This is a genomic window from Devosia sp. (assembly GCF_040509215.1).
Classification (GTDB): Bacteria; Pseudomonadota; Alphaproteobacteria; order Rhizobiales; family Devosiaceae; genus Devosia.
The window spans coordinates 1-15,163 of the sequence record NZ_JBEVLL010000277.1 but is presented as its reverse complement, the minus strand read 5'-3'; the positions used below and the strand labels follow the sequence as shown (position 1 = coordinate 15,163).

General features: G+C 62.2%; 18 protein-coding genes and 1 pseudogene. 7 read left to right on the top strand and 12 right to left on the bottom strand.

Annotated features, from left to right (window positions below; translation table 11 throughout):
- Positions 1–208: 208 nt before the first annotated feature.
- Positions 209–1,252, bottom strand: coding sequence for a septal ring lytic transglycosylase RlpA family protein (locus tag ABW043_RS15725; RefSeq protein WP_502908656.1), 1,044 nt, complete (start codon positions 1,250–1,252; stop codon positions 209–211).
- A gap of 411 nt (positions 1,253–1,663) precedes the next feature.
- Here ABW043_RS15725 and ABW043_RS15720 point away from each other — a divergent pair, with 411 nt between their 5' ends.
- Together ABW043_RS15720 and ABW043_RS15715 are read left to right on the top strand one after the other, a co-directional pair.
- On the top strand, positions 1,664–1,873 hold the full coding sequence (locus ABW043_RS15720; RefSeq protein WP_353922144.1) for a hypothetical protein: 210 nt from the start codon (positions 1,664–1,666) through the stop codon (positions 1,871–1,873).
- 161 nt (positions 1,874–2,034) lie between these two features.
- Positions 2,035–2,448 carry a GreA/GreB family elongation factor gene (locus ABW043_RS15715; RefSeq protein WP_353922143.1) on the top strand — a complete coding sequence of 138 codons (414 nt, stop codon included), beginning with the start codon at positions 2,035–2,037 and terminating at the stop codon, positions 2,446–2,448.
- Positions 2,449–2,481: 33 nt separating this feature from the next.
- Here the strand turns inward: ABW043_RS15715 and ABW043_RS15710 are convergent, their stop codons facing one another.
- The 5 genes from ABW043_RS15710 to folD form a co-directional block, all read right to left on the bottom strand.
- Positions 2,482–3,069, bottom strand: coding sequence for a shikimate kinase (locus ABW043_RS15710; RefSeq protein ID WP_353922142.1), 588 nt, complete (start codon positions 3,067–3,069; stop codon positions 2,482–2,484).
- Positions 3,069–3,629: a GrpB family protein gene (locus tag ABW043_RS15705; protein ID WP_353922141.1), complete on the bottom strand. Its 561-nt coding sequence runs from the start codon at positions 3,627–3,629 to the stop codon at positions 3,069–3,071. The genes ABW043_RS15710 and ABW043_RS15705 overlap by 1 nt, the downstream gene beginning before the upstream one ends.
- A gap of 49 nt (positions 3,630–3,678) precedes the next feature.
- The gene (locus ABW043_RS15700) at positions 3,679–4,467 is read right to left on the bottom strand and encodes an endo alpha-1,4 polygalactosaminidase (RefSeq protein ID WP_353922140.1); all 789 of its coding nucleotides are present in this window, start codon (positions 4,465–4,467) and stop codon (positions 3,679–3,681) included.
- 68 nt (positions 4,468–4,535) lie between these two features.
- Entirely contained in the window at positions 4,536–5,108 is a 573-nt protein-coding gene (locus ABW043_RS15695) for a DUF1643 domain-containing protein (protein ID WP_353922139.1), read from the bottom strand.
- Positions 5,105–6,007, bottom strand: coding sequence for a bifunctional methylenetetrahydrofolate dehydrogenase/methenyltetrahydrofolate cyclohydrolase FolD (gene folD, locus ABW043_RS15690; RefSeq protein ID WP_353922138.1), 903 nt, complete (start codon positions 6,005–6,007; stop codon positions 5,105–5,107). The genes ABW043_RS15695 and folD overlap by 4 nt, the downstream gene beginning before the upstream one ends.
- A 131-nt stretch (positions 6,008–6,138) precedes the next feature.
- Here folD and ABW043_RS15685 point away from each other — a divergent pair, with 131 nt between their 5' ends.
- A complete protein-coding gene (locus ABW043_RS15685) occupies positions 6,139–6,567 on the top strand; it encodes a DUF1801 domain-containing protein (RefSeq protein WP_353922137.1) in 429 nt (142 codons plus the stop codon).
- A 144-nt stretch (positions 6,568–6,711) separates the two neighbouring features.
- Here ABW043_RS15685 and greA read toward each other — a convergent pair whose 3' ends face one another.
- Together greA and ABW043_RS15675 are read right to left on the bottom strand one after the other, a co-directional pair.
- A complete protein-coding gene (gene greA, locus ABW043_RS15680) occupies positions 6,712–7,194 on the bottom strand; it encodes a transcription elongation factor GreA (RefSeq protein ID WP_353922136.1) in 483 nt (160 codons plus the stop codon).
- A gap of 109 nt (positions 7,195–7,303) precedes the next feature.
- The gene (locus ABW043_RS15675; RefSeq protein WP_353922135.1) at positions 7,304–7,744 is read right to left on the bottom strand and encodes a hypothetical protein; all 441 of its coding nucleotides are present in this window, start codon (positions 7,742–7,744) and stop codon (positions 7,304–7,306) included.
- 396 nt (positions 7,745–8,140) lie between these two features.
- Between ABW043_RS15675 and ABW043_RS15670 the strand changes: the two genes are divergently transcribed.
- Positions 8,141–9,616, top strand: coding sequence for an AMP nucleosidase (locus tag ABW043_RS15670; RefSeq protein WP_353922134.1), 1,476 nt, complete (start codon positions 8,141–8,143; stop codon positions 9,614–9,616).
- A gap of 81 nt (positions 9,617–9,697) precedes the next feature.
- A complete protein-coding gene (locus tag ABW043_RS15665; protein ID WP_353922133.1) occupies positions 9,698–9,880 on the top strand; it encodes a CsbD family protein in 183 nt (60 codons plus the stop codon).
- Positions 9,881–10,068: 188 nt separating this feature from the next.
- Here ABW043_RS15665 and eno read toward each other — a convergent pair whose 3' ends face one another.
- The gene (gene eno, locus ABW043_RS15660; protein WP_353922132.1) at positions 10,069–11,346 is read right to left on the bottom strand and encodes a phosphopyruvate hydratase; all 1,278 of its coding nucleotides are present in this window, start codon (positions 11,344–11,346) and stop codon (positions 10,069–10,071) included.
- Between the two features lie 102 nt (positions 11,347–11,448).
- On the bottom strand, positions 11,449–12,405 hold the full coding sequence (locus ABW043_RS15655; protein ID WP_353922131.1) for an NAD-dependent epimerase/dehydratase family protein: 957 nt from the start codon (positions 12,403–12,405) through the stop codon (positions 11,449–11,451).
- Positions 12,406–12,494: 89 nt separating this feature from the next.
- Between ABW043_RS15655 and ABW043_RS15650 the strand changes: the two genes are divergently transcribed.
- On the top strand, positions 12,495–12,926 hold the full coding sequence (locus ABW043_RS15650) for a VOC family protein (RefSeq protein ID WP_353922130.1): 432 nt from the start codon (positions 12,495–12,497) through the stop codon (positions 12,924–12,926).
- A gap of 265 nt (positions 12,927–13,191) precedes the next feature.
- Here the strand turns inward: ABW043_RS15650 and ABW043_RS15645 are convergent, their stop codons facing one another.
- A complete protein-coding gene (locus ABW043_RS15645) occupies positions 13,192–13,599 on the bottom strand; it encodes a rhodanese-like domain-containing protein (RefSeq protein ID WP_353922129.1) in 408 nt (135 codons plus the stop codon).
- A gap of 78 nt (positions 13,600–13,677) precedes the next feature.
- Between ABW043_RS15645 and ftrA the strand changes: the two genes are divergently transcribed.
- On the top strand, positions 13,678–14,649 hold the full coding sequence (gene ftrA, locus ABW043_RS15640; protein WP_353922128.1) for a transcriptional regulator FtrA: 972 nt from the start codon (positions 13,678–13,680) through the stop codon (positions 14,647–14,649).
- 163 nt (positions 14,650–14,812) lie between these two features.
- Here ftrA and ABW043_RS15635 read toward each other — a convergent pair.
- Positions 14,813–15,163, bottom strand: a pseudogene (locus ABW043_RS15635) (MFS transporter); the annotation flags it as partial.

The window sequence follows — 15,163 nt, the reverse complement described above, 5'->3', positions numbered from 1 at the left end:
AGCCGTGCGTCGGCATCCTTCTGGAAAATCACCGTGCCCGATTCATAGTCCATCAGCACCGCAAAGCGGGCATTGGTCTCAAAATTTGCCTGCGCCAGAGCGGGAAAGGCACTGGCGAAAGCGATGAGCAGGGCGAGAAGCAGTCTCACGGGCAGTACCTTGCATTTCGGCCGTCCTGGCCGGATTCGGCTCGGCGACAGACCGTATTTTAGTACAGAATTATGTCGCCAAGTCCAAGTTCTCGCGCCAGTGCGAGCGCGTCATCTTTTGTGGCGCCGGGCTTCAAATAGCTGAGAGTGAGACGGGTTGCCGGGTGACCATTGACCAGCACCTGCTCTTCATCGACCGCACCGAGAATGGCAAAGCGTTCGGCGAGTGCGATCGCGTTGGTCGGGTTGGAGAAGGTGCCGAGGCCGAGCTTGAACGCGCGGCTATCGGCATCGACGCTCTTGGCCCAGGCCTGCAGGTCCGGAGTGCCGGAAGCCATGGAGTTGACAGCGGCGAAGGCTGTGCCGATGCCGGCGTCGACTTCCTGAGGTGTCGAGTCAGCGTATGAGAACAAGCCACTGATAAAATTGGTGGTCATGCCGACAAGGCTGCGATTGCTCTCGGCTGAAGCGACGCGGATGTTGCCGGTGTCGAAATCGTTCGGGCCGGAATAGCTGGCCATGAGAGTGCGGGTGTCGTCGCCTTCGAGGGGGGCGGCGCCGACATACTGGACCTGGACGTTGGCCGAGCCAGTGTTGACGTAGCCGAGCATGGCGGCAGCCTGATGGGACAGATCGACGACGCGGCCGGCGACATATGGGCCGCGATCGTTGATGCGGACGATCAGGGAGCGACCGTTGTCCTGGTTGGTCACGCGGACATAGGACGGCAGCGGCAGCGTCGGATGGGCGCCGGTGATGGCATTGGCCGAGAAGATTTCGCCATTTGCCGTGCGGCGGCCGTGGAAATCGGAGCCGTACCAGGAGGCGGTGCCGGAGGCCTGATAGTTCGGATCGTGCTGCGGCACATAGGTTTTTCCGCGCACGGTGTAGGGCTGACCGACTTGGTAGCGGCCACCGCCACGCGGCGGATTGGGATCATTGGTGACGCGCGGGGAGACGGCGACGCCATATTCCTTGGAGGTAAAGGCACCGCGCTTGACGGTGGCGCCGAGGCCTCCTCCGCCACCCATACAGGCAGCAAGGGCGGGGGCGATAAGCGCGCACAGGGCGACTGTGCGGACGAGATTGCGCCAAGTGGTCACGGTACTCTTTACTCAACACGCTTGGTTCAGGGCGCACGCGTTTTACACAGCGCGCGTATAGTTCTTCGCAAAATGTCGTCGGGCTGGTTGAGGGGACGTTAATGCTGACAGACTGTTAGCATTCGGAGCCGCATTGCGCGGATTTAGGTAAACGAGCGGTAAACCCGGTTTCGGCCGTGAATTTGACTTTGCGGGGGATATGGCCATGATGGCCGGCATGAGCACGGATTTCATTTTCGTCCCACGGACACGCGACGGTCATCGCCCGGCACTTTGATTGCCTGGTGTTGCTACCTGCCTTTTAGGCAAGAGCGGCACCAGGAGGCTCTAACCAATCCCATACATTTTCATGCCTGATGACGTCTGCGGATCGCGGGTGCGTTTTGGCATGCTTGCCTCGAGATAATTGCGATGACCTTCAAGTATTCCGTGACCCTGCCCATCAGCGGCGGGAACAAGCTCAGCCGGTTCAAGGACTGGGCCGAGCAGCATGCGCCGGCCGTGCGCTATAGCCTGCCGCCGCAGACGCCGATCAAGACCGAGACCATGACGGTGCGGCTGGCTTCGCTCGAAGAGCGGCAGCATTTGCTGCAGGCCTTTGCCCGATCCTCGCAGATGTGAGGGTGGGACATGCCAGCGCTTAGATTTTGCCGGTCTTGTGCCGGTCCGCGGCCACGGGCGGCACGGCGGTGCCCTTGGTGTCACCGGGATTATGATGGTCCAAAGGCCCTGCCCGAGCATCTGTTCGATGCGCCTGACAGGCGAACCGGAGGCGAAGCAAGATGACGACGCTTTCGCTGAAGGACTGGTCGCAATCGCCTGACATCATGATCGGGGCGCGGGAGCATAGGCGGCTGACCACTGCGGCGCTGATCGATGTGGAGCAGGATTCCGATCAGGTGGATTTTTTGCTCTATGAGCTCGATCGGGCGGTGATCGTCGAGGACACGCTGCTGCCAGCCGACATTGTCCGGCTTGGGAGCGTGGTGCGGTTTCGGGTGGCTTCGGGCGAAGAGTGGACGATCAAGCTGGTGCTGCCTGAACAGGTCGGTGGACGGGAGGCTTATCGGCTATCGGTGACATCAAAGCATGGCGCGGCGCTGCTGGGGCTGCGGCCGGGGCAGATCATTGCCTGGGTCGATGCGAGCGGCGCGGCGCATAGCGTGGAGGTGTTGAAGGTGGCCAACGCGGGGTGAGCGGTCGTGGGCTGGGGGCGTTTGCGTCCCCAGTCAGCTCACGGCGAGAGGCAGAGCCAGTGCGTCAACGAGGGTAGAGGCGATCAGGGCTGGTTGGTCCTGGGATATGATCAGGGCGTCGCCTTCGTTGAGGAGGATCGGGAAGCGGTCGCGGAATTTTTGGTCCTCTGAGGCTCGTTCGAGACCGAAGCCGCGTTGGAGTTGGCGTTCCACGACGAGTGGGGTGGCGATCTCGACGTCGAGGCTTGGCAGGAGGACGATGCCGTAGCCGGTGGAGATCAGGCGGCGCGCTTCGGTATTGTCAGGTGTGCCGGCGGGGGCGGCGAGGAAGCCCGAGGGGGTGACGAAGATCCGGGGGTCGGTGCTTTCTGACAGCAGGTTTTTGGCCAAGTCGAGGTTTTCGGCGCGGTAGCGCTGGTAGCCGTGCTGATCAATGAAGCGGCCGATCACGTCGAGGCGGTTGCAGAACTCCAGATCGAGGTCGATCAGTGGCCAGTTGAGGATTTTGGCGAGTTCGCGACCCAAGGTCGACTTGCCGACGCCGCCGGGGCCGAGGAGGAATAGGGTTTCGCCGGCACGCCAGGGCCGACGGACTTCAACGTGGGTCTCGAGGTTATCCATCAGTCGGGCGCGGCTTCGGTCCAGTTTACGCGCGTTGCCCATTCCATGGCGCCTTCGTGGATGATGTCGAAGACGGGGTCCTTGATGTCGTAATAGGCGTCCTGGTCTTCGGGGAAGAAGGCGGCGAGGCGTTGCTTGATCTGTTCGTAGGCTTTGGCGGTGACCGGGTGGGAACGCAGGTAGTCGCGGCAGATCAGGGGGAATTGCTGGTTGAAGGCGCCGCGGCGGCGGATGTGGACGTGGGCTCGGCGCGGGGTCAGGACGACGAAGAGGTGTTTGGCAAGATCGGCAGGCGCGAGGTCCATGCCGGGCGGGCAGTGATCCGACGTGTGTTCGCTTTGGCGGTGGCCGGCGGCGAGGAAGCCGGCGGGGTCGACCGCTGTGAGATCATCGACGGTGATCTGGATGTCGATGATGTCCTTGGCGGCAAGATCAGGGACGGCGGTGGAGCCGATGTGGTGGATATAGGCGCCGGGTGGGCTGAGGGTCAGCAGTTCGGCCTTGAGGTGCTGGAAATCGCGCGGCCAGGACTTTTGCGCTGGCGTGATGATGATCTGCATTGTGTTCCTCCCTCCCTCAGAGATGGAGGAAGAGGAGCGCCGGGGCAAGTCAGCAGGCTTCGTAGGCGTATTGGGATCGCGAGGGTGTCTGGAGGCCGCGGTCGCGGAGGATGATGGATATCTTGCCGCCCCGCTCGCGACAGGCGCTGTCGAAATAGGCGCGGTCGGTGTCGGTGTATTCGATCTCGATAACGTGGTTGCCGTAGACGGAGGTGAAATCCTGACACTCGTCGTAAACCTCGCAGGATTCGACGATGGCGAAGGAAAAGCCGGCGCGTTTGGCAGAGCCGAGAAGTTCGGCGGCGTTTTTCTGGGCCAGGGCGAGGCCGTTGCGGGCGGCGATTTCAGCGAGGAGCTGTGCGTAGGCGAGATTGTCGGCCTTGGTCAGGCGGCCGTCGGAACGGGAATAGGTGTCGAGGTTATCGGCTTCGATGGCCTGGAAGCCGGATTTTCTGCAGCCTTCGAACCAGCCTTCCACGATGGCGGCGAGTGCGGCGCGCTTTTCGGGCGTGCTGGTGTCGAGAAGGAATTCGCCCGGCCAGTTGGGATCTTCCAAGGGGCGGCCGTTGGCACCGGCGAGGAGAAGATCGGGGTGGTTGGATAGCCACCACTTGGTTTCCACCGCCTGGGTCTGGAAGGCGTTCACATAGCAGATGTTGTAGAGGCCGGGCGCTGCAGCGTCGGTGCGGTCGCGGCTGACGATTTTGGTACCTTCAGGTGGTGCGTAGGCGCCGCCCAGTTGGGAGTCATAGCGGGCACCCGCGGGCGGGAGGTCCACCGCGGCGGCGGCGGATATGGTCAACCCGATGGCTGCGAAGATGGCGGCGAGCCGTTTCATGACTGATCCCCCGATGGCCAAACCAAGCTGCCATGGCCGCCGGAGGAAGGCGAGAGCTGGCTTGAGATTTAGGCAGAGAACGGGATGAGGGCGGTGTCGGCGCGGAGATAGAGGGGGTGTTTCGGCGAGCCGTCGGCATTGGTGCCGAAGCACCAGAGGTCGAGGTTGTCGGCGCGCAGGGTTTCCACCAGTTCGCGACCGGCGGGGGCGAGGGCTTTGTTGAGCTTGCCGTGGCAGAGGACGATGCGCCCTGCCCCATTGGCGGCTATTCGGATGGCGGGGAGGTTGGCAGGTGAGACGGCCACCGTGCCGGGCAGAAGCAATGATTTTGGGTCGGTGGCGCGATAGTCGCCGACATTGCATTTGACCATGGCCGAAAAACCCTCGCGGCGGGCAAAAGTCCATTCGCGGGCGCAGGTGGGGTCGTCCACTGTGGCATCGGCGGTCGAGGGATTCATGCCGATGAAGAGGATGTAGTTTTCCGGGAACGTGTCGCCCAGCCAGCGGCGCATGAGCTGGCGGTAGCGGCCGTCTTCGCTCATGACCGCATCGCCATGGACGCCGGCGCCAAGGCGCAGACGCACCTTGCCGCCGGGATCGTGGGCGGCTTCGTCGCCCAGGTCGAGAGAGGTCTGGCTCATGCCGTGAGATCGCTCGGGGGCACGAGGCCGTTGATGAGCGAGGCGGTGGTGATGGTGTTGGCAAGGAGGCAGGCGATGGTCATGGGGCCGACGCCGCCGGGAACCGGGGTGATGGCGCCAGCGACTTCCACGGCGGAGGCGAAGTGGACGTCGCCGACGAGCTTGGTCTTGCCCTCGCCCTTTTCGGGAGCCGGGACGCGATTGATGCCGACGTCGATAACGACAGCGCCGGGCTTGAGCCAATCACCCCTCACCATTTCAGGACGACCGACGGCGGCGACGACGATATCGGCCTGACGGACGACATCGGCGAGGTTTTGGGTCTTCGAATGGGCGACGGTGACGGTGCAATTGTCGCGCAGGAGGAGCTGCATCATCGGTTTGCCGACAAGGTTGGAGCGACCGATGATGACGGCGTTCTTGCCTTCGAGTTTTCCCAAGTGATCGCGCAGCAGCATGAGCGAGCCGAGCGGCGTGCAAGAGACCGGGCCCGGCAGGCCGATCTGGACCTTGCCGACATTGGCAGGCGTAAAACTGTCGACGTCCTTCATGGGGTCGATGGCTTCGATGACCTTGTTAGGGTCGATGTGCTTTGGCACTGGCAACTGAACGAGGATGCCGTGGACGGCTGGGTCGGCATTGAGCTTCGCGACGAGTGCCAGCAGATCGGCTTCGGAGACATCCTCGGGCAGTTCGTGCTTGAACGAATTCATGCCGACTTCGGCGGTCTGCTTGGCCTTGTTGGACACATAGACCTGGCTGGCCGGATCGTGGCCGACAATGACGACGGCGAGGCCGGGAGTGATGCCGTGCTCGGTCTTCAAGCGCTGGACGTGGCCCGCGATACGACCGCGCAGATTCTCGGCAAAGAGTTTTCCGTCGATGATTTTTGCGGTCATAGTGGCCTCGTTTTCTTAGGGATTTAGAGGCGCGGGAAGGTGCTCCCGCGTTTCGGCTTCGACATAAGGGATGCGCCATGATCCGTCCATTGCTTTGCGGGTCATGGCTGCCATTTTGAAAGAGGTGGGCCATGGCCGAACAGAAGACGCGAGCGGGTACCGGAGACGTGGCGGCCTTCCTTGCGGCGATCGAGGACGAGGCGAAACGGACGGATGCGTTGGCGCTGGTTTCGCTGATGGCGGAGGTTAGCGGGGAGCCTGCCGTGCTCTGGGGGACGATGGTTGGCTTTGGGCAGTACCATTATCGGTATGAGACGGGGCACGAGGGTGACAGCTTCCTGGTCGGCTTTGCGCCGCGGAAGGCCGAGTTCAGTATTTATCTGATGGGGACGTATTTGCCGGATGTGGCCGAGAAGCGCGAGGCGCTGCTGGCACGGCTCGGGAAGCACCGCATGGGCAAGGCTTGTCTCTATGTGAAGCGGCTGAGCGATGTGGATCTTGGGGTGTTGCGGGAGCTGGCGGAGATGTCGGTGGTGGAGTTGAGGAAGACTTATGGGTGAAGGCTGGACCATCACCGTACGTCATCCTCGGGCTCGACCCGAGGACACTTCACTTGGCGATGGCGCAGAAGTGCAGAGCCCTCGGGTCAAGCCCGAGGGTGACGACTGGGGGGATAGTGGCGGCGGGGACAAGTTCGGCGTTGTTCAGCCTATCTTGATGATTTCCAGTTCCTGCGCGCCGAGGGTGGCGATGTCGTCGACGCTCTTGCCGAGGAGGGCTTGGGCGATTGGGGAGGCGTGGGAGATGGTGCCGGATTTGGGGTCGGCTTCATCTTCGCCGACGATGCGGTAGGTCTGCACGCGGCCGTCTTCGCGGCTGAAGGTGACCGTGCTGCCAAAGGCGACGGTTTCGGACGTTGCGGGTGCGGGCACGAGCTGGGCGGTACGGAGGCGCTCGGAGAAATAGCGGAGATCGCGGAGCGGCACGGCGGACTGGCGGCGGCGCTCGTTGATGTCTTCCTGTGTCTGGGCCGCTTCGAAGGCGGTGCGGGCGGACTGCACCTGAAGTTCCAGCGCCTTGAGGCCGGCTTCGGTCACGAGATTGAGGCCGGGTGGAATGGGGCGATCGGGAAGGACGGATTCCGAGGCGGTTTCGGCACTGTCTTCCTTGGTGAAGGCTACGCTCACGGCGTCGGTCTCCGATATTGTCTATGAGCCCCGATACCAAGGCGCGGCGCGATAGCTCAAATCGCATATTGTGATTCGAGCTGTTGTTTTCAGCCCCTGCCCGGCCAGGTTATCGCATGCCGCAGTTGCCAAGCTCTATCGCCAGTGCGGCCATATCATAGCTCGCAACGGCGACAATGCTGCTGTCGGTGTTGTAACCGGTGACCTGGAAAGTTTCGCCCTTCAAGATTTCAGACAGGAAGGCGAGGTCGACGGAGATTTCACCGCTGGCGGGCATGACGCTGAGCAGAATGTCGTCGAGGCCGGGCGTGACGATGATGTCTTCGCGATCTTCCCCATCGATCTGCACGTTAAACAAAAGGCCGGATGGCTGGGTTGGCGTATCGATCTGCAGCTCCATGCTGTCGCCAAAATCGTAAAGGGCCAGATCGCCAAATATTTCATTGGCCTGCACGGGCGGCACAGCGGCCCTGCACTCCTCCGCAAGCGCGGATGAGGCAACGAGGCTGGTGGCTGCAATAGCGGCCGCGAATAGCATCCGAGCGTCCATGTGAGATATCCTCCTGAAGGCTTTGACCTTCGTTGCCCCGGCATGAATGGCGGATGAATTTCTCAGCGAGAACAAGAAAAGAAAAGACCGTCCGACATCTCTGCCGGACGGCCTTGGGGGACATGATCCGCCGCGCTGTTGAGGGCTTGGGGGACAAGCGGCCAACCATATCCTGCTCACCGGTGCATGGGTCGTTTGCAGTTGCCGATGAACTGTGTGGAAGATGGGAGACAATTGCGGCAAGAAAAGTACAGCTCACCGAAGTGTGAAGTCTGTAACGGGGGCCCCGCAGCTCCGTTGAGAAGGTGTCATGCCGCCCCTATAGTGAACGGTCAAACCGGTGCGATTCCAATGAGCGCCCGCCGGCCGAATGTGACCGGCAGATGAGGATGGTACATGACGACGATTAGCCCGCCGCGCCTCGAGACCCAGAGCTTTACCGATCCCGAAGCGGCCTGGAAGCATATCGCCCACATCTATCATCGGAACTGCGATTTTATCAGCGACCAACTGGCGAGACTGACGCGGGGGGAAATTCCGCAAGGCCGTGTACGGGCCTGCTATCCGCAGGTGGAAGTGCGCTCGACGAGCTACTCCAAGCACGAAAGCACCCTGCCCTATGGGTATCTGCATACGCCGGGCATCTACCGGACGACCGTGACAGCGCCGGAACTGTTCAAGACCTATTTCGAGGAACAGTTCACCGTGCTGCTGCACAATCATGGCGGCACGATCGACGTGGGCGAGAGCGATACGCCGATCCCGCTGCACTTTGCGCTGCCGCCGCATGAGCATGTTGATGGCGCGGCGCTGAATGCGCTGGGGATTCCGCTGCGCGATGTGTTCGACGCGCCGGACCTGGCCAATACCGACGACGAAATTGCCAATGGCACCTATGTGCCGCCGCGGGGCGGGCCCTACCCGCTTTCGGCTTTTACGGCGCCGCGGGTGGACTATTCACTGTTCCGGCTGGCGCACTATACCGGCACGGCGGCCGAGCATTTCCAGAATTTCGTGATCTTCACGAACTACCAGTTTTACATCGACGAATTCTGCCGGGTGGCGAAGGCGTGGATGGCGGACGGGCATGCGCACTATCAGCGGTTTATCGAGCCGGGGAATGTGTCGACCGACAATGCGCTGACCGGGGGCGCGGTGACCGGGTCGCCGCCGCCGCGGGTGCCGCAGATGCCGGCCTATCATCTGGTGGGCGATCGTGGGCGTGGCATTACGATGGTCAATATCGGCGTTGGGCCGGCCAATGCGAAGACGATTACCGACCATATCGCGGTGCTGCGTCCGCATGCCTGGATCATGCTGGGGCATTGCGCAGGGCTGCGGAATAGTCAGGAGCTGGGGGATTATGTGCTGGCGCATGCCTATGTGCGCGAGGACCACGTGCTTGATGCCGACCTGCCGCTGACAGTGCCGGTGCCGGCGCTGGCCGAGGTGCAGGTGGCGCTGGAGCAGGCGGTGGAGGAGATCACCCAGACCGAGGGGATAGAGACCAAGAAAATCATGCGCACCGGGACAGTGGCGACGTTTGACAATCGCAACTGGGAGCTTCGGGACCAGACGGAGATCGTGCGGCAATTGAGCCAGAGCCGCGCCGTGGCGCTTGATATGGAGAGCGCGACGATTGCGGCGAACGGGTTCCGGTTCCGCGTGCCCTATGGGACGCTGCTGTGTGTTTCGGACAAGCCGCTGCATGGCGAGCTGAAACTGCCGGGCATGGCCTCGGATTTCTATCGCACGCAGGTCAATCGGCATTTGCAGATTGGGCTGAGGGCCATGGAGATTCTGAGGGACCAGCCGGCGGAGCGGCTGCACTCGCGCAAGCTGCGCAGTTTTGCGGAAACCGCGTTCCAGTAACGGAAAAGAGCAGCGCTCCTCGGGAACGGAAGATCAGGCGATCCGTTCTCTAGCCACAAGGGCAATCAACAGGAGCTCAAGATGCACAAGGACGAAGCAAAAGGCGTTGGCAAGCAGGTCAAGGGCGCGCTCAAGGATGCCGCTGGTGGTCTGACCGGCAATGAAAAGCTGCAGGCCGAAGGCAAGGCAGACAAGGTCGTCGGCAAGGTTCAGCAGAAGGCCGGCGAGCTCAAGGACAAGGCGCGCGACGCGCTCAAGCACTGAGGTCGACGCGATAGGATTGAAAGGGGCTGCGGTGACGCGGCCCTTTTTGTTTGGGCTTGCGGTCGGGGATGGATCACCCTCACCCGTCTCGGGCTTTGCCCGATCCACCCTCTCCCCGAGGGGGAGAGGAATAGAAAGAAAAAGGCCCGGTGTTTGCACCGGACCCTTTTCAGTAAATCAGAGTTTGTTTAGCGGCCCTTGACGACCGAGTAGCCGGCGTACTTGGCCGAGGAGCCGAGCTGCTCTTCGATGCGGATCAGCTGGTTGTACTTGGCCAGACGATCCGAGCGCGAGAGCGAGCCGGTCTTGATCTGACCGCAGTTGAGCGCGACGGCGAGATCGGCGATTGTCGAGTCTTCGGTTTCGCCCGAACGGTGAGACATGACCGAGGTGTAGCCGGCGCGGTGCGCGGTATCGACGGCGTTCAGGGTCTCGGACAGCGAGCCGATCTGGTTGACCTTGACGAGGATCGAGTTGGCGGTGCCCATCTTGATGCCCGAAACGAGGCGCTGGGTGTTGGTGACGAAGAGATCGTCGCCGACGAGCTGAACCTTCTTGCCGATGGCGTCGGTCAGGGCCTTCCAGCCATCCCAATCGTCTTCGGCCATGCCGTCTTCGATAGTGATGATGGGGTAGCGCGCAGCGAGATCGGCTAGGAAGGCGACGTTTTCGTCGGAGGAGAGCGACTTGCCCTCGCCGACCATTTCGTACTTGCCGTTCTTGTAATATTCGGTGGCGGCGCAATCGAGGCCGAGGAAGATGTCCTCGCCGGGCTTGTAGCCGGCCTTTTCGATCGAACGCATGATGAAGCCCAGGGCTTCATCGGCCGAGCCGAGGTTCGGCGCAAAGCCGCCTTCGTCGCCCACATTGGTGTTGTGGCCTTCGGCGGAAAGACCCTTCTTCAGGGTGTGGAAGATTTCCGAACCAATGCGGACGGCATCAGCCAGGTTTTCGGCGCCGGCGGGCAGGATCATGAATTCCTGCATGTCGATCGGGTTATCGGCATGCTCGCCGCCATTGATGATGTTCATCATCGGGACGGGCAGGACGTGGGCGTTGGGGCCACCGACATAACGGTAGAGCGGCAGTTCGCTCGACTCGGCGGCGGCCTTGGCGACCGCGAGGGAAACGCCGAGGATGGCGTTGGCGCCGAGGCGTGACTTGTTCGGGGTGCCATCGAGATCGATCATGGCCTGATCGACGCCGAGCTGATCGAGGGCATCCATGCCCTGGATTTCTTCAAAGATCGCGGTGTTGACGTTTTCGACGGCCTGGGTGACTCCCTTGCCGTTGTACTTCTTGCCGCCATCGCGCAGTTCGACGGCTTCGTGGGCGCCGGTGGAGGCGCCAGAGGGAACGGCGGCGCGGCCGAAGCTGCCGTCATCCAGGACCACATCGACTTCGACGGTGGGGTTGCCGCGGCTATCGTAAACCTGGCGACCCTGGACGTGGATAATTGAGGACATTTTCGGCCTTTCCCTGCGGTGTTTCGAGGCTATTCGGCTTCTCCTAGACTGCACTTGTGACAAGGGAAAGAGGGGCGCGCAAAAATACTCGCCCCTGCCCCGCTATTTGCCGATGCGGCCATTGGCGACCAGCCAGCCGACCGACTCCTCGACGGCAGCCAGTGAGGAATAGCGCGGGGCATAGCCGAGGAGGCGCCGCCCCTTTTCGATGGAGCAATTGGGGCTGCGGGAAATGTGCTCCCAGGTGGCCGTGGCATTGTCCTCGGTCTGGCGCGATTTCCACTCGTTCCAGGAGGCGAAAGCCAAGTTGGGCTCTTGGCCGAAGTAGCGGTACATGGCGTTGGCATAGTGGCGGAGCGTGACGGCGCCGGGGGAGACGGCGTGGAAGGCCTCGCCGACGGCGACGTTCCAGTTCGTCATGGCGTTTATCAGGAGCGCCGCGATGTCGTCGGCATGGATATGGTGGATAGTTTCCATGCCGAAATTGGGCAATTCCAGTTGTTCCCCACGGGCGATGGTTTCGAACACGGCAAGATCGAAATGGCCGGCTGGATTGAGCGGCGCCCAGCCCTGGCCGACGATGTGGCCGGGATGAATGATGGTTGCCGGGAAATTTTCGCGACGGGCCAGATCGAGCAGGTAGGACTCGATGGCGGCTTTTTCGATGCCGTATTCGCCGAAGGGACGCTTGGTGACATCTTCGGGCGTGGGGACGACTTCGGAAATGCCGTGGGTCCAGATGGTGCCGATATGGAGGAAATGCTGGACGTTGCCCTTCAGCGCCTCGACGAGCTGGCGGGCGCTATCGAGGGTGAAGCAGATATTGTCGATCACAACGTCGCCCTGGAGATTGGCGATGGTGGTGCCGAAACTGCCCTGCCTTTCGAGCGCGGCTCGATCGAGCGTGATGTTTTCGACCTGCGACCAGGCCGGGTCGGGCAGATATGGCTTCGCGGTGCCGCGCGTGACGGCGACGACTTCGTGGCCCAGGCGAACGAGGCGCGGCACGAGATAGGTTCCGATGTGGCCGGTGGCCCCGATGACGACGATGCGTGCCATGAATTGTCCTCCTCCGGCTGGCTCGCGCCGGCGCACTGTCCTAACATGTCAGTGCGCGCTGTCCAGCGCGCTCGATCCGGAGGGGAACCATGACTAAACCACTCGTCACGCAGGTGGCGCAAACCTGCATTTTTGCCAGGGACCTGGACGCAGTGGAGGCGTTTTACCGCGATGTCATCGGCATCAAGCCGAAGTTCGACTTCAAGCGCGGGGAGCAGCGGATCGGGTTTTATCTCGATTTCGGCAATCGGACGTTTGTTGAGGTGTTCCTCAAGGGCGAGTCGCGGTTCGAGGAGAGCAACCAGATCAATCACATCTGTTTTGAGACAGATGATCTTGACGGGTTCATCGCCAATGCCAAGGCGCATGGGGTGGCGATTACCGACAAGAAGCTGGGGGTGGATCACACCTGGCAGAGCTGGCTGGCGGACCCGAGTGGGGTGAAGCTGGAGATTTTTGAGTATACCAAGGACAGCATGCAGTTTGGGGCTGATGGGGTGGTTTGTCAGGTGGATTGGTAAGACCGGAGTTACGTTTTATCTCCGTGCTCGATGTCATTCCCGCGAAAGCGGGAACCCGGTCTTGAAACGGAGGTCCCCGCTTTCGCGGGGATGACACCGGGAAAACGGAGAGAAAAGCGCGTTGTGATTTCTCGATTGTCGTCACCACCGGGCTTGTCCCGGTGGTCCATGCGGAGGCGAGATGGATTGCCGGGACGAGCCCGGCTATGACGTTGGAGGGGAGAGATTTGTGCGTGCGGCGGTTGTTTGGCAGCGCTGGTGGTGACTAGGCCGCCGCTTCCTCGCTCACTTCCAGTTCAAATCCTTCGTCGATCCAGCCGGTGACGCCGCCGGCCATGATCTTTACCGGGCGGCCGAGGTCGGCGAGGCGCAGGGCGCCGCGGGCGGCGCCGTTGCAGTGGGGGCCGGCGCAGTAGGTTACGAAGAGGGTTTCGGCAGGGTAGTTTTCCATCCTGGAGCGGACGATCTTGCCGTGGGGTAGATTGATGGCGCCGGGGACGTGGCCGCGGGCGAACATGGCTGGGCTGCGGACGTCGAGGAGGATGAAGTCCGGGCCCTTCGAAAGGGCGTCGTGGACGTCCCAGCAATCTGTTTCGAAAGCGAACTGGGCGGCAAAGTGTTCGCGGGCGAGGACGCTGGGAGCGGCGGGGGTGGCGGCGACGGAAGTGGGCATGTGGTTCTCCTTCGCCTCCTGAATAAGAGTGCCCTGCCCGATTGAAAATTGGCGCAAATGACAATATGCGTAGATATCATGCCAAACTTGACCGGTCCCCTTGTTGTCGCCCTGCTCTATGATGGGCTTTGCACGTTTGAATTCGGCATCGTGGCCGAGATTTTTGGGCTGTCGCGGCCGGAAATGGGGGAGGACTGGTATCGGTTTGCCAGTTGCGCCGTCGATGAAGGGCCGATGCGGGCGCATGGCGGGCTGACTGTCGTGGCCGATCATGGGCCGGAGATTTTGGCCGAGGCGGATATCATTGTCGTGCCGGGGTGGAAGGGTGCGGATGCGCCCGTGCCCGAGGCGCTGGCGGAGCAATTGAGGGTGGCGCATGCGCGGGGGGCGCGGCTGGCTTCGATCTGTTCTGGGGCATTTGTGCTGGCGGCGACTGGGTTGTTGTCAGGCGGGACGGCGACGACGCATTGGCGCTATGCCGAGAAGCTGCGGGAGAGGTATCCGGATGTTTCCGTGGATGATGCTTCGCTCTACCGCATCCACGATCGGATCCATACTTCTGCGGGAAGTGCGGCCGGGATTGATCTGCTGATCGACGTGGTGCGGCAGGATTTTGGGGCTGCGGCGGCCAATTCTGTAGCGCGGCGGCTGGTGATGCCGGCGCATAGGGCCGGTGGGCAGGCGCAGTTTCTGGAGCGGCCGGTGGGGGTGCGGGAGGGCACGGAGATCGGGCCGCTTCTGGAGGAGGTTCGCGGGAGCCTTGGGGCCGAGTGGACCGTGGCGCGCATGGCCGAAGAGATGGGGATGAGCCTGCGGACGTTTTTGCGGCGGTTTGCCGAGGCGACGGGGCAATCGCCGGGGGACTGGCTGGCCGATGAGCGGGTTGGCGAGGCGAAGCGCCTTCTTACCCAGGGCAATCCGGGGATGGAGGATGTGGCGGCGGCAGTGGGCTTTGGAAGCGCGCACACGCTGCGGCATCATTTTCGGCAGAAGGTGGGGATCAGCCCGAGCGAGTATCGGGCGCGGTTTTTGGAGGAGGTGGCGGGGTAATTTGCCCCTACCCGATCGTCACCCTCGGGCTTGACCCGAGGGCTTTATACTTGCTGCGCCGACGTTAAGTGAAGTGTCCTCGGGTCAAGCCCGAGGATGACGGCCGGTGGGATGGATGACGTACGGTGAGTGCGGGCGCTACGTGCCCGCTACCCTGCCCGGCTTACTCAGACGTCTGACGGATGAAGCCGAAGGCGATCAAGGTGATCACGGCGGCGATGATCATGTAGTAGCCGACGGTGTGGAGGCCATAGGTGCTGGCCAGCCAGGTGGCGATATAGGGCGCGAAGCTCGCGCCGAAGATGCCGCCGAGGTTGAAGGTCAGCGAAGCGCCGGTATAGCGGACGGCGGTGGGGAACGGCGCTGCGAGAGCGGTGCCCAGGGGACCGTAGGTCATGCCCATGAGGGCAAGGCCGATGCAGAGGAAACCGAGCACGCCCCAGACATTGCCCGAGCCGAGGAGCGGCGCCAGCAGCAGGCCGAAGATGCCGATGGACACGGAAACGCCGATCAT

Coding starts and splice junctions, on each gene's coding strand:
- ABW043_RS15720 (WP_353922144.1), top strand. CDS start 1,664: ATGACCTTCAAGTATTCCGTGACCCTGCCCATCAGCGGCGGGAACAAG.
- ABW043_RS15715 (WP_353922143.1), top strand. CDS start 2,035: ATGACGACGCTTTCGCTGAAGGACTGGTCGCAATCGCCTGACATCATG.
- ABW043_RS15710 (WP_353922142.1), bottom strand. CDS start 3,069: ATGGATAACCTCGAGACCCACGTTGAAGTCCGTCGGCCCTGGCGTGCC.
- ABW043_RS15705 (WP_353922141.1), bottom strand. CDS start 3,629: ATGCAGATCATCATCACGCCAGCGCAAAAGTCCTGGCCGCGCGATTTC.
- ABW043_RS15700 (WP_353922140.1), bottom strand. CDS start 4,467: ATGAAACGGCTCGCCGCCATCTTCGCAGCCATCGGGTTGACCATATCC.
- ABW043_RS15695 (WP_353922139.1), bottom strand. CDS start 5,108: ATGAGCCAGACCTCTCTCGACCTGGGCGACGAAGCCGCCCACGATCCC.
- folD (WP_353922138.1), bottom strand. CDS start 6,007: ATGACCGCAAAAATCATCGACGGAAAACTCTTTGCCGAGAATCTGCGC.
- ABW043_RS15685 (WP_353922137.1), top strand. CDS start 6,139: ATGGCCGAACAGAAGACGCGAGCGGGTACCGGAGACGTGGCGGCCTTC.
- ABW043_RS15675 (WP_353922135.1), bottom strand. CDS start 7,744: ATGGACGCTCGGATGCTATTCGCGGCCGCTATTGCAGCCACCAGCCTC.
- ABW043_RS15670 (WP_353922134.1), top strand. CDS start 8,141: ATGACGACGATTAGCCCGCCGCGCCTCGAGACCCAGAGCTTTACCGAT.
- ABW043_RS15665 (WP_353922133.1), top strand. CDS start 9,698: ATGCACAAGGACGAAGCAAAAGGCGTTGGCAAGCAGGTCAAGGGCGCG.
- eno (WP_353922132.1), bottom strand. CDS start 11,346: ATGTCCTCAATTATCCACGTCCAGGGTCGCCAGGTTTACGATAGCCGC.
- ABW043_RS15655 (WP_353922131.1), bottom strand. CDS start 12,405: ATGGCACGCATCGTCGTCATCGGGGCCACCGGCCACATCGGAACCTAT.
- ABW043_RS15650 (WP_353922130.1), top strand. CDS start 12,495: ATGACTAAACCACTCGTCACGCAGGTGGCGCAAACCTGCATTTTTGCC.
- ABW043_RS15645 (WP_353922129.1), bottom strand. CDS start 13,599: ATGCCCACTTCCGTCGCCGCCACCCCCGCCGCTCCCAGCGTCCTCGCC.
- ftrA (WP_353922128.1), top strand. CDS start 13,678: ATGCCAAACTTGACCGGTCCCCTTGTTGTCGCCCTGCTCTATGATGGG.